The organism is Sulfurihydrogenibium sp. (genome assembly GCF_027448985.1).
Classification (GTDB): domain Bacteria; phylum Aquificota; class Aquificia; order Aquificales; family Hydrogenothermaceae; genus Sulfurihydrogenibium.
Genome location: NZ_DAIDMN010000040.1, coordinates 1 through 13,078, shown reverse-complemented (window position 1 = coordinate 13,078; position 13,078 = coordinate 1). Strand labels below are relative to the sequence as shown.

15 protein-coding genes are annotated in these 13,078 nt (G+C 33.0%); 7 read left to right on the top strand and 8 right to left on the bottom strand.

The window, feature by feature from the left end:
- The first annotated feature begins 19 nt into the window (after positions 1-19).
- A complete protein-coding gene (locus tag NE054_RS04755; RefSeq protein ID WP_297889208.1) occupies positions 20-664 on the top strand; it encodes a hypothetical protein in 645 nt (214 codons plus the stop codon).
- Positions 665-743: 79 nt separating this feature from the next.
- Here the strand turns inward: NE054_RS04755 and NE054_RS04750 are convergent, their stop codons facing one another.
- Genes NE054_RS04750 through serA form a run of 3 tightly spaced genes read right to left on the bottom strand, consistent with a single transcriptional unit; the run spans position 744 to position 3,683 of the window.
- The gene (locus tag NE054_RS04750; protein WP_297889205.1) at positions 744-962 is read right to left on the bottom strand and encodes a DUF167 domain-containing protein; all 219 of its coding nucleotides are present in this window, start codon (positions 960-962) and stop codon (positions 744-746) included.
- Positions 963-967: 5 nt separating this feature from the next.
- Positions 968-2,074, bottom strand: a complete 1,107-nt coding sequence (locus tag NE054_RS04745; protein ID WP_297889202.1) for an inositol-3-phosphate synthase — start codon at positions 2,072-2,074, stop codon at positions 968-970.
- 19 nt (positions 2,075-2,093) lie between these two features.
- A complete protein-coding gene (gene serA, locus NE054_RS04740) occupies positions 2,094-3,683 on the bottom strand; it encodes a phosphoglycerate dehydrogenase (protein ID WP_297889200.1) in 1,590 nt (529 codons plus the stop codon).
- Positions 3,684-3,757: 74 nt separating this feature from the next.
- Here serA and NE054_RS04735 point away from each other — a divergent pair, with 74 nt between their 5' ends.
- From NE054_RS04735 to NE054_RS04710, 6 genes are all read left to right on the top strand, one after another.
- Entirely contained in the window at positions 3,758-4,678 is a 921-nt protein-coding gene (locus NE054_RS04735; RefSeq protein ID WP_297889198.1) for a TIGR01212 family radical SAM protein, read from the top strand.
- A 10-nt stretch (positions 4,679-4,688) separates the two neighbouring features.
- On the top strand, positions 4,689-5,189 hold the full coding sequence (locus NE054_RS04730; protein ID WP_297889196.1) for a peroxiredoxin: 501 nt from the start codon (positions 4,689-4,691) through the stop codon (positions 5,187-5,189).
- 203 nt (positions 5,190-5,392) lie between these two features.
- Positions 5,393-5,689 carry a co-chaperone GroES gene (groES, locus tag NE054_RS04725; RefSeq protein WP_297889192.1) on the top strand — a complete coding sequence of 99 codons (297 nt, stop codon included), beginning with the start codon at positions 5,393-5,395 and terminating at the stop codon, positions 5,687-5,689.
- A gap of 22 nt (positions 5,690-5,711) precedes the next feature.
- The gene (gene groL, locus NE054_RS04720; protein ID WP_297889190.1) at positions 5,712-7,349 is read left to right on the top strand and encodes a chaperonin GroEL; all 1,638 of its coding nucleotides are present in this window, start codon (positions 5,712-5,714) and stop codon (positions 7,347-7,349) included.
- 99 nt (positions 7,350-7,448) lie between these two features.
- Positions 7,449-8,066 carry a VTT domain-containing protein gene (locus NE054_RS04715; protein WP_297889186.1) on the top strand — a complete coding sequence of 206 codons (618 nt, stop codon included), beginning with the start codon at positions 7,449-7,451 and terminating at the stop codon, positions 8,064-8,066.
- Positions 8,063-9,790, top strand: coding sequence for a ComEC/Rec2 family competence protein (locus tag NE054_RS04710; protein WP_297889182.1), 1,728 nt, complete (start codon positions 8,063-8,065; stop codon positions 9,788-9,790). Before NE054_RS04715 ends, NE054_RS04710 begins: the two co-directional genes overlap by 4 nt.
- On the opposite strand, the gene NE054_RS04705 is transcribed toward NE054_RS04710, so the two are convergent.
- From NE054_RS04705 to NE054_RS04685, 5 genes are all read right to left on the bottom strand, one after another.
- Complete coding sequence (locus tag NE054_RS04705; RefSeq protein ID WP_297889181.1) at positions 9,762-9,914, bottom strand: hypothetical protein; 153 nt, start codon at positions 9,912-9,914, stop codon at positions 9,762-9,764. The two genes, NE054_RS04710 and NE054_RS04705, sit on opposite strands and share 29 nt — an antisense overlap.
- A complete protein-coding gene (locus NE054_RS04700; protein ID WP_297889180.1) occupies positions 9,902-11,227 on the bottom strand; it encodes an MATE family efflux transporter in 1,326 nt (441 codons plus the stop codon). The genes NE054_RS04705 and NE054_RS04700 overlap by 13 nt, the downstream gene beginning before the upstream one ends.
- Positions 11,221-11,775: a class I SAM-dependent methyltransferase gene (locus NE054_RS04695; protein ID WP_297889177.1), complete on the bottom strand. Its 555-nt coding sequence runs from the start codon at positions 11,773-11,775 to the stop codon at positions 11,221-11,223. The genes NE054_RS04700 and NE054_RS04695 overlap by 7 nt, the downstream gene beginning before the upstream one ends.
- A complete protein-coding gene (locus NE054_RS04690) occupies positions 11,775-12,308 on the bottom strand; it encodes an HAD-IIIA family hydrolase (RefSeq protein ID WP_345780597.1) in 534 nt (177 codons plus the stop codon). The genes NE054_RS04695 and NE054_RS04690 overlap by 1 nt, the downstream gene beginning before the upstream one ends.
- 85 nt (positions 12,309-12,393) lie before the next feature.
- A complete protein-coding gene (locus NE054_RS04685; protein WP_297889172.1) occupies positions 12,394-12,942 on the bottom strand; it encodes a hypothetical protein in 549 nt (182 codons plus the stop codon).
- Positions 12,943-13,078: the final 136 nt, after the last annotated feature.

Here is a 13,078-nt window from a genome sequence, read left to right as displayed (position 1 = left end):
CCAGTGGTAGTTTTACTTTATGATACCACTGGAGGTTTTTTATTTCATCTTTTTTTCGAATTGGAAATTAGGGTTTATAGGTTTATACATTTCAGGATGTGCACAAACTGAATTAGGCTATGTAAAAAATCCAGAATTTAATCAAACAAAATTTAAAAAAATTTTAATTTTTGCAAATATTTCAGATTTAAATTTAGCCAAAAAGACAGAGTTAAATTTCATTGACGAATTTAAATCTTTAGGAATAAACTCAGTCTCAAGCTTAAATATCATACCACCTGTTAAAGAATACAACAAAGATGAGCTTTTAGATATATTCAATCAAAACGGTATCGATGGTATTCTTATCATTACACTGAAAGATGTAAAAAAAGATTCTATCTATGTTCCACCACAAGAACAAAATCAACAAATTCAAATTTATAGTAGAGGTAATTTCCAAAATTATTCCTATACTGAAAAATATGGAGGATTTTTTGTAACTAAAACTTCTTTAAAATTTGATACAGTACTAATAGATGCTAAAACCGAAAAAATCGTTTGGAGATCTACGGCTGATGTTAAGGATATTTATCTTGCCTCATACGATACAATGGTTGAATCTATGGCTAAAAAAATAGGTAAATCTTTAATAAAAGAGAATATTGTAGAGTCCAAAAAGTAAGAGTACGGTAAACGAAAAGCAGAACTTCTAAAAAAGAAAATCTTGAATTAAACATTTTTAGGAGCCGGATGTGGCTCCTTTATTCTATTTCAACTTCTTTTTCTCTTGTGGATAGTCCTTTTACAATTTTTATTTTTGACTTTGGAACATTTAAGTAATCTGATAGTAGTTCTATTACTTTTTCGTTTGCTTTACCTTTTTCCGGAACAGCGGTTACTTTTACTTCATAAGTGTATTGGTCAATTTTTTTAACTTCGTTTCTGCTTGCTCCGGGTTTGACTTTTACCTTTATTCTCAATTTTCCTATCTATCTCTTATTCCGGCTATAAATTCTTCTACCATCTGTCTTGCTTGCCAGTCTTTGTATTGAATTGGTGGGTGTTTCATAGTGTATGCGGATATTGAGTAAAGAGGTCCTCCTATTCCTCTATCTTGAGCGAGTTTCGCACATCTTATCGCATCTATTGCTACACCGGCACTGTTAGGAGAGTCTTCTACTTCCAGACGAAGCTCTATATTCATTGGTACATCACCAAACAATCTTCCTTCTATTCTGATGAAAGCCAGTTTTTTGTCTTTAAGCCATGGTACGTAATCGGAAGGTCCTATATGAACGTTTCTTGGGTCTATACCATAAGGTATTAAGGATGTTACAGCCTGAGTTTTTGATTTTTTCTTCGTTTCAAGTCTGCTTCTTTCAAGCATGTTTAAAAAGTCTGTATTTCCACCTACATTAAGCTGATAAGTTCTGTCTATTTTTACTCCTCTGTCTAAAAGAAGTTGAGTTAAAACTCTATGGGTGATGGTTGCTCCCACTTGAGATTTTATATCATCTCCTACTACTGGAATACCAGCATCTTCAAACTTTTTAGCCCATTCATCGTCTGATACTATAAAGGTTGGCATACAGTTTATAAAGGATACTCCGGCTTCAAGACATGCTTGAGCGTAGAATCTTGCTGCGTTTTCTGCCCCTACTGGAACATAGTTTACCAAAACATCTGCTTTAGATTCTATCAAAACTTTTACAACCGTTTCTAAGCTGTCTTCTTTTGCATCTGCAAGGACAAAGGCGTTTTCAGGTGGGTAGTTTTTCATGTGCTGCGGATAGCCGTCTAAAACTTTACCCATTCTGACTTTTACACCCATATGAGGTACATCTTTTTTGAAAACTGTTGTACAGTTTGGTGGTGCAAATATGGCTTGGCTTACATCAAATCCTACTTTTCTCGCATCTATATCCCATGCAGCTACAATCTCTAAATCCCATGGCTTGTATCCACCTATATCTTCATGCATTATTCCACTTGCTTCAATATTTTGTTTTTCTTTGTAGTAGTAAATTCCTTGTATCAATGAGCTTGCACAGTTTCCAACACCAGCTATCGCAACCCTAATCTTTCTTGACAACTTTTATTCCTCCTTATTTTTATAAGATAACTTGTTTTGCTTTTATTATTTCAGGTATTTGATGTATCTCTTCTAACACTGCTTCGTTTAGTTTGTCATCAAGTTGTAATGCTCCAAGAGCTATTTTTCCTTTTTCAAGTCTTCCGAGTCTAAATCCGGCTATATTTATGTTGTGTCTTGCTAAGATTGTTCCAAGTTTACCGATTACTCCCGGTACATCTTTGTTTTCAAACATAAGGATTACACCCTGTGGTTCTATGTCTATCCAGTAGTTGTCTACAAGCATTATTCTTGGTAGTTTTTCATAGAATGCAGTTCCACCTACGATTACTTCTTTTTCTCCTGATTTTGCAGTTATCTTTATAAATTCTTTAAAGTTTAATCCGGCTTCTCTTGTAGATTTTATTATGTTTATTCCTCTTTCCTTTGCTATAAACGGTGCATTTATTATATTAACAGGAGTGTCTAAAACAGGAGATAAGTAACCTTTTAAGAAAAATGCCACAATAGGCTCTATATGCTCTTTTATCGTTCCTCGTACTTCTATGTTAATATCAGTAAAATGTCCTCCTGCATACTGAGTTAAGAAACTTCCGAGTTTTTCTGAAAGTTCAAGGTAGGCTTTTATGTTCTCAAATCCTTCCGTTACTGTAAATGGAGCATTTACTGCAACCTCAACGAACTGTCCTTTTAATGCAGCTATTACATACTGGGCTATCTTTATCGCTACGTTGTCCTGAGATTCGTAAGTGTTGGCACCTATGTGAGGTGATAAACTTATGTTAGGAAATTCAAAAAGTCTTCTTATTCTATCATCAGGAGGTTCCTTTGAGAAAACATCAAGTCCAAGTCCCGCTATCTTACCTTCTTTAATAGCTTCGTAAAGTGCATCTTCGTCAACTATTCCACCCCTTGCACAGTTTATGAAGTACACACCTTTTTTCATCAAGTCAAACTCTTTTTTCCCTATCATGTTTTTAGTCTCTTCCGTTAAAGGACAGTGAAGTGTTATTATATCCGACCTTTTTATCAGTTCATGAAGAGAGTCCACAAGCTCAACTCCAAGTCTATCTCCTTTTTCTCTTGGTATGTAAGGGTCGTACGCTATCACTTTTGAACCGGCTGCTTTACATCTTATCGCAACCTGAGACCCAACATTTCCAAGTCCTATTATACCAACAACCTTTCCATCAAGTTCTTCACCCATAAATTTTTTTCTATCCCAGTGTCCTTCTAACATAGATTGATGGGCTAGGTGAAGTTTTCTTAAAACAGCATAAAGATGAGCCATAGTGATTTCTGCAGCACCTATTGTATTTGCTCCAGGAGTGTTTATAACCAGTATTCCCCTTCTTGATGCTTCTTCCAAATCTACATTATCAACTCCCACTCCAGCTCTTCCTATTACTTTTAACTTCTCCGCTCTTTCTAACAACTCTTTTGTTACGGGTGTTCTACTTCTTGTTATTATTGCATCGTAGTCTTTTACTATCTCTAAAAGTTCATTAAATTTTATCTCTGGTTGATAGTCAAGGTCTATCATATCATCGTTGTTTAATATCTCTAAACCCTTTGGAGAGATGTCATCAGTAACTAAAACTTTGTACATTTAAAAAATCCTCCTTGAAAAAATATTTTAGAGATATTATTATATCAAGAAGTTAATAAAAATGAGGTTAAAGGATGTACTATAGAAAATTTAACGATTATTTAAAAGAAAAGTACGGAGGAAGAGTACAAAAATTGGCAATAGATGCCGGATTTACCTGCCCAAACAGAGATGGAAGTAAAGCATCCGGAGGATGTACCTTTTGCAACAACGAATCTTTTAGCCCTTACGCCATGACAAAACAGACGGTAAAAGACCAGATAGAAAAAAGTATGGAGTTTTACAAAAACAGATTTAAAAATGTAAAAGGATTTTTAGCATACTTTCAAGCTTTTACGAATACCTACGCTCCAGTTGAAAAACTAAAAGAAGTTTACGACCAAGCTATGAGCTATCCGGAAATTATCGGAATGTCAATCGGTACAAGACCTGACTGTGTACCTGAAGAAGTGTTGGATTTGATAGCTTCTTATACAGTTGAAAAACCGGAAGTATGGGTAGAGTACGGACTTCAAACAGCCCATTTTAGAACTTTAAGAAAAATAAATAGAGCCCATGGTGTATCGGACTTTGTAGACGCAGTTTTAAGAACAAAAAAAAGAAGTGGTATAAAGATATGTGCCCATGTAATACTTGGACTTCCCGGTGAAGATTACGAAGATATGATGGAAACGGCAAAATTAATAGCAGCACTCCCTATAGATGGTATAAAAATACATCCACTCCATATAGTAAAACATACAGCTATGGAAAAACAATATTATAAAGGTGAGATTAAAGAGCTTGATTTAAAAGAGTATGCAAAATTGGCTGTAGACTTTTTATCTTATCTACCAAAAGATATAATCGTCCATAGAATAACAGGAGAAGCCACTGAAGATGAACTTATAGCTCCTTACTGGTGCTCTCCAAAGTACAAAATGGAAGTATTAAAAGCCATAGAAGATGAGTTTAAATTGAGAAATGCAACTAAAAATTTAAAAGTACTTGTATAAGGAGAAAACAATGAAAAACTTTATTTTGGCTATACTCACATTTTTAGGAATAGCGGTTGCCGGAAAACCGATTACCGAAGGAGAGCCTGCTTACAACTTTACACTTATATCAGATGAAGGTAAAACCGTAAAACTTTCAGATTACAAAGGTAAATGGGTAGTTTTGTATTTTTATCCTAAAGCAGATACTCCAGGATGTACAACTCAGGCAAAAGAATACACAAAGTTGATAGATGAGTTTAAAAAATACGACATTCAAGTTTTTGGAATCAGTACAGATGATGTAGAATCTATAAAAAAGTTCAAACAAAAGTATAACTTAAAAGTTACATTCCTATCAGATAAAAAAGGAGAGGTAGCAAAAGCTTACGATGTTCCATTAATATTTGGTTTATGTTCAAGAAACACTGTGATAGTAAATCCGGAAGGAAAAGTAGAAAAAATATATAAAGGAGTTGACCCTTCAGCCGATGCCAAAAACGTTCTTAGCTACATACAATCCAAAAGATAAACTGTTGATTTTCATTTAAGTTTAGCTTTTACAACCAAAGTTAACACGGAGTTATGCCAAAGTTAACTTGTTTTTTAAACTGATATTGAGTATGCTATATATAGATTATATGATAATGAAAAAGTCAAACCTCTTGACAAAATCAAAAAGATAATGTATATTAAATAATAGTTATAAATAAATTAAAGCAGGAGGTAGCAAGAATGGCAAAATTAAAACCTCTTTATGACAGAGTTGTTATCAAAAGAGTGGAGGAAGAGGTAGCAAAAACACCAGCTGGTATCATTATTCCGGATACAGCAAAAGAAAAGCCTCAAATTGGTGAAGTTATAGCTGTTGGTGAAGGAAGAGTTTTAGAAAACGGAAATGTTCTTCCATTAAAAGTGAAAGTTGGAGACAAAGTTTACTTTAGCAAATACGCAGGAAACGAAGTAAAAGTAGATGGTGAAGAGCTTATCATCTTAAGAGAAGATGATATTTTAGCAATCATTGAACAATAAAAAATATAGGAGGTGAGAATAGATGGCAGCAAAAAGAATGGTTTATGGAGATGAAGCAAGAGCGAAGTTAAAAGCTGGAGTTGACAAATTAGCAAACGCTGTAAAAGTAACTCTTGGACCAAGAGGTAGAGAAGTTATTTTAGAGAAAAAATGGGGTTCTCCTGTTGTAACAAAAGACGGTGTATCTGTTGCTAAGGAAATTGAACTTTCAGACCCATACGAAAACATGGCAGCTCAACTTGTTAAAGAAGTTGCATCTAAAACTGCAGACGTTGCAGGAGATGGTACAACCACTGCAACAATATTAACTCAAGCAATATACGAAGAAGGATTAAAAGCTGTAGCATCCGGAGCAAACCCTGTTTACGTTAAAAGAGGTATAGACGAAGCTGTTAAGATAATAATTGAAGAACTCAAAAAGTTATCAAAACCAGTATCCGGAAGAAAAGAAATAGAACAAGTTGCAACAATATCAGCTAACAACGACCCAGAAATCGGAAAAATCATAGCAGATGCAATGGAAAAAGTAGGAAAAGATGGTGTAATAACCGTTGAAGAATCTAAATCAGCTGAAACTGTTTTAGAAGTAACAGAAGGTATGCAGTTTGATAGAGGATATCTATCTCCTTACTTTGTAACAAACCCAGAAAAAATGGAAGCAGTGTTAGAAAATCCATACATCTTAATATATGAAAAGAAAATAAACAACATAAGAGAGCTTTTACCTGTTCTTGAAAAAGTTGTCCAAACAAACAGACCTCTCTTAATCATAGCTGAAGATGTAGAAGGAGAAGCACTTGCTACATTAGTAGTAAACCACATTAAAGGTGTATTAAAAGTTTGTGCTGTTAAAGCTCCAGGATTTGGAGAAAGAAGAAAAGCAATGCTCCAAGACATTGCAATCTTAACAGGTGGAACAGCTATCACAGAAGACCTTGGAATTAAACTCGAATCTGTTGACCTTGATATGCTTGGAAAAGCAGATAAAGTAGTTGTAGATAAAGACAGCACTACTATAATTGGTGGAAAAGGAAATCCGGAAGACATCAAAGCAAGAATTGAGCAAATCAAAAAACAAATTGAAACTACAACTTCTGAGTACGATAAAGAAAAACTACAAGAAAGACTTGCAAAATTAGCAGGTGGTGTGGCAATTATAAAAGTTGGTGCAGCTACAGAAGCAGAGCTTAAAGAGAAAAAAGATAGAGTTGACGACGCAGTTCATGCTACAAAAGCAGCTGTTGAAGAAGGAATAGTTCCTGGTGGTGGTGTTGCTCTCTACAGAGCATCAAGAGCACTTTGCAACATCAAAGAAGAAAACACAGACAAAGCTTGGGGTATTAAGATAGTTAAAAACGCATGCAAAGTACCTATCAAACAAATAGCTTACAACGCTGGATTTGAAGGCTCTGTTGTAGTAGAGAAAATAAAAGACTCTGAAAATCCAAACTATGGATTCAACGCTGCAACAGGTGAATACGTAGACATGGTAGAAGCCGGAATAATAGACCCAACTAAAGTTGTAAGAACCGCTCTCCAAAACGCAGCATCTATAGCAGGTACAATGTTAACAGCGGAATGCCTCATTGCTGAGATTAAAGAGAAAGAAGAAAAACTTCCAGGAGCTGGTGCAGGCGGAATGGGAGATATGGAATTCTAAGCAGACTAAATAAATCAAAAGCCCCCTTTAAAGGGGGCTTTTTTATTTTTTGTTATAATATTCTTCATAATCATAAAAAAATCTTTATAGGAAATATGGTTGGAAATATTAGACTTTATTTTACACGTTGATAAATATTTACAAATCCTTATAAATCAATACGGTGGATTTGTTTACTTTATTTTATTTTTTATAATATTTGCTGAAACCGGATTTGTGATAACACCTTTTCTTCCGGGAGATTCTCTTCTTTTCATCGTTGGAACTTTCAGTAGTTTAAACCTCCTTGATATTAAAATTGTTTATCCTCTTTTGTTAATTTCTGCAATTTTAGGAAATGTTGTCAACTTTTTTATAGGATACCACTTTGGAGAAAAGATTCTCAGGAATGGAAAATTTAAAAAGTTTATAAAGGAAAAACACATAAAAGAAACAGAAATGTTTTTTCAAAAACACGGTGGTAAAGCAGTTATAATATCAAGATTTTTACCTATTTTTAGGACATTTGTTCCGTTTGTAGCCGGAATCGGAAAGATGGATATACATCTTTTTATGATTTACAACTTTGTTGGTGGCTTTACTTGGATAACCTTTTTTATCTTTCTTGGTTATTTTACAGGTAATATACCTTTTATAAAGGAAAACATAACCCATTTTATATACGCTATCATACTAGTATCTTTAATTCCGGTGGTATTAAAAGCTATTAAAAGATGATTTACCCATGGCTTTTTCCTTTTTTGTCTTTAACAGCCGGAATACTTTTAAACCATTTTTATAACCTATTTGTTCCTATATTTGCATCTTTGATAGTTTTAGGTTTCTCTTTTGTGGCAAAAGGTATTTTTAGGTATGGACTAATCAATCTATCCATACTTTTAATGGGTATATCAGTAAGTTATAAAGAAAAAATTCCGGATGTTGAAATTAAAACACCTTCTTTTTTTGAGTGTAGAGTAGTTTCTTTTCCTGATTACTACAAGGATTCAACCTCATTTAACTGTAAGATTTTAAACGGTGATTATAAGGAGCTTCTAAGTAAAACGGTTAAAGTTTATACTCAGGAAGAAAATGTTTATTTTTATTCAAGGATAGCTTTTTTAGGAAAAGGTAAGGTAGAAAACGGTCAGATTCGTTTATCAACTATAAGGTATTTTACAAAAGTGGATAACTCAGACAATATTTTTTATCCAATTTTTAAATTAAAAGAAAACCTAATTAACAACTATGGATTACACAGGTTAAACAACGAAACTTTTTCCGTTGGAACTGCACTGATTTTTGGAGATAGAAAGTATTTGGATAGTCAAACTTATAAACCTTTTGTAGAAACAGGGTTGGCTCATTTGGTTGCTATTTCCGGAAGCCATATTGCTATCTTGTTTTTTTCTTTAAACTTTATCTTATTTTTTATCAGTGAAAGATTAAGGTATGTTTTTTTGGCTTTTTTACTACCTTTTTACGCTGTTTTTACCGGATTTGGTATTCCTGTCGTAAGGGCGGTTTTTATGGCTTTACTGTTTATCATCTCAAAACTTTTATACCTTAAAAACAATCCTTTAAATATTTTGTTTTTTACTGGATTTTTATTTTTGTTTTTAAATCCCGATACACTTTTTTCTGTATCTTTTCAACTTTCTTTTATGGCTATTTTAGGTATAATAACAGGAGTAGAAATTTTCAAAGATTACAACAACTGGATTAAACTTTTTGCAGTTTCTATGTTTGCAACTTTATTTACTGCTCCTATAATCCTTTACTACTTTTACAACTTTTCACCAACTACTATCTTTGCCACTCCTTTGGCATCTATACCTCTATACCCCATCTTAACTCTATCTGTTTTCAACATTTTAACTGGTTTTAATGTAGATGTTTTAGTTAAATTTATGGATGTTTTCACTTATATTTTTATTGATGTGGTTAGATTTTTTTCAGAAATTGGTTTTTACTACATAGGCTTTTCTCCTTCTTTATGGCTTATTTTAATTTACTTCGGAGCTGTTTTTACAGTGATGGTTTTAAATTTAAAGCCTTTTCAAAAGGTTGGTTTTATTTCTTTGATATTTATCGCATTTTTGTTTTTGAGTAAAAATGATTTTTCTCCAAAGATTTACACATTTGCCACAAAAAGTTATCCGGTTGTTTTTCTATCATACGGTGAAAGATGTTATCTGATGGCAGATTTTGAGTACAGAAAAGTTTTAAATCTTTTTAAAAGGGAAGGATGTCAAAATATCTACCTTTTAACGGAAAATCCAGATAAATTTTCAGATGATTTTATATCTAATTTTAATCGCGTTATAAACTATCAATACCAAGTAAAAGTTGATAACCTTACATTTAAAAAATGGATAGAGCCTTACCTTTTTATTGATGGGAAAGAATTCTTCCTAAGGAATGAAAACAAGGTTATTTTGCTACAAAGTAATGAAAAATAAAGTAAACTACCGCTATGAATATTAAAACTTTTACTATCAACCTAACAGCAAAACCAACCAATTTCATAACAAAAAACGCTAAAATAAGAACGACTAAAAGTTTGATTAAATCTAAATTTTCCATTCTCCAACCTTTTTCCAATATCCTTTTTTAAATACATAGTATAACATTCCGGCTTTTAAGAATGTTTCTAAAAACATGGCGTAGTATATGTATAAAACATTTCCAAATATTTTAGACATAACGTAAGCTGGAATCAATCGGAAAAACCATAAGGAAAAAGTGTTTATTGTAAGGGTTAATTTTGTTGCTCCTGCTCCTCTTAAAGCTCCACTTAAAACAAAACCTATCGCTAATGGTACTTGTGTTAATCCTACTATTTTGAGATATACAACAGCCTCTTCTATAACTTTTTTATCATCTGTAAAAATCATAGCTAAGTAATGTGGGAAAAAAACCATTACAACACCCATCAACCCCATAAAAATGGATGCTATTTTTGCTGTTTGCCATCCGGCGTCTTCTGCTTCTTTGAAATTGTTTGCTCCAATACTTTGACCTACCAAAGTCATTGCTGCTATTGAAAATCCAAATCCTGGCATAAAAGCAAGACCTTCTATTCTAAGTCCTACCTGGTATCCGGCTAACGTGTAAGTACCGTAATCTGCTATCATTTTTACAAATAGTAAAAAAGAAAAGTAAGTTATAACCCTTTCTAATCCAGCTGGAATGCCTATATTCAAAACTCTCTTAGCATAATCTTTTATAAACTCCAGGTAAAAAGATATTTTTGATTTTTTCTTTAAGAAGACGTAAAGGTATAAAACAAAGCTTATATAGTAACTTGTAGCTGTTGCAATTGCAGCTCCTTTTATTCCAAGTGGTGGAAAACCAAGTTTACCGAATATCAAAACGTAGTCTAAAACTGTGTTAATAATGTTTGCAACGATTACTATCTTCAAAGGAGTTTTTGTGTCTCCTGATGCGTTTAAAGCAGAGTAAAGGGCAAATTCTACAAAAATAACCGGAAAAGTTAGAGATATGATAGATAAATAAACTGTCCCTGCTTGAACTACTTCTTCAGATGCTCCCATGAATATAAACACATACTTAGAAAAAAACAAGCCAAATATGGTGAAAGGTATTGATATTAAAAATGCAATTACAGATGAAGTAAAAACTGTTTTGTTTGCTTCCTCAAACTGTTTTGCTCCTACAAATCTTGATACAACAGCAGAATTTCCAACAGAAAAAGAAGCCATAAATGCATACAAAAGACCTAAAAACTGCATTGATATTCCGGCAGCAGCGATTGCAACGGGAGATACCCTTCCAAGCATTATCATGTCAACTATTATCTGAATCATATCAAAGAGATTACTAAAAGCAGCCGGAACGGCTAACGATAAAATCTTTTTTGTTTTACCATTCAACATCTTTTAATGGCTACCAACTGAGCTTTATAAGCAACTTCATTATCACTGTTTATAATTCGTTTTTCTTGATAGAATACAACTTCCATTGATAAAAATGCATGAAGAAGCTCATTTTTCCTTAAAAGAAAATCTCTATTCGTTTTTGCAGGTGAACCTTCTAAAAATGTTTCAAAAATCAAAACTCCGTCTTTTTTAAGAGATTCTTTTATGTATGCAAACAATGTCCTTTCTAAAAAGTTAAAATTAATAACTAAATCGTAAGCATTTTCAGAAGGTCTGAATGTCTTTAAATCTGCGTGGATAGGGTTTATGTTTGGATGCAGAGTTTTTAACTTTTCTATTGCAACATCAGATATATCTACAGCATCTACTAAAAAGCCGTTTTGAGCTAAAAATAAAGAGTTTCTTCCCAATCCGGATGCTATATCTAAGGCTTTTCCTTTGTTTGCTAAATGTACAAAATCTACAAGAAGCTGTGAAGGATTGTTTTCCCCTTTAAAACCTTGGAGATACTTTTTATTCCACCTTTCTCTATCTTCTTGATTCATCAGATATCAAAAAACCTTTTTATTATGTGGTCGTACTTGTTTTGAAGTTTTAAAACAAGGTCTATAACTTCTCTGACCGCTCCATTACCACCTTTTTTTGATGTTATATATAACGCAAAATTTTTAACCTCTTTTGGAGCAGAAGGAACAGTAACAGGAAAACCAGCCCTTTTTAAAACCGGGATATCAACAACATCATCTCCTATGTATAGTATTTCTTCATCTTTTAATGAATATTTTTCTTTTAGAAAGTTGTAGTGGTCCAATTTGTTGGAAGAGTTTTGAAAAACTTCTGTAATTTTTAGTTCCATCGCCCTTTTATTTACTATCTCTGAGTTTCTTCCGGTTATTATCGCTGTTTTAAATCCCGATAGATTAAGCATATGTATACCAATTCCATCTTTAACACAAAAATGTTTTAACTCTCTTCCTTCGCTATCGTATACAATCTTTCCATCTGTCAAAACACCATCAACATCAAAAACAAACCACTTGACTTTTTCCGCTTTTTCTCTAAGTATTTCCAAATTCATGACAATATTATACAGAAATTTTTAGAGATAAAGTTGAAAGATAAAACCATAACTAACCGGAAAGCTTAAAGCTTTCCGGATTGCTTTACATCAAAGATTTTATTGCTTGGTCTATCCTGTTTTCTAACTCTTCGACCGCTTCTTTTGCTTGTGGATACTTTGTTCCTTCTAAAAGAAGTGATGGTCTTGTTCTTACTATGTAAGTTTTATCATCTCCTTCATACTGGTATATTGTTATAACAAACGGAGACAAAGCTATTGCGTTAGGGTCGTTAGTTACAATTTTATAAAGTGTTGCCATACTTGTAACTAAGAAGTTTTGCATATAGTCAACTTTCAATTTTTTATAATCGGGAAATAGTTTAATATTATTTGCAAGAGGAGCTACTGGGTCTGTTGTTGTAACTACTATTATTTGAGCAGCCTCTAAATTACCTTTTAGAGCTATCATAACATCTCCTGGGTCTCCATCAACCTTATAAACAACTAAGCCGTTTCCAGAGTCTGAACCTTTGTTGGATGTTTGAATAGAGGTCTTTTGTTGTTGAGTATTAGTTTGTTTTTTATCTTTTGCATAAGATATAGATACAAATAAAGCCGTGGTTAATGTAACCGCTAAAAGAGATTTTAACATGAATATACCTCCTACTATTTTTTTAACTTATACAATTATATCAAAATATGCAAATTAATTGTATTGGTTCAGTACATCGTGAGCATCCATACATAAACATTATATCACATCCCATATGCAATATCTGCTGGAGTTT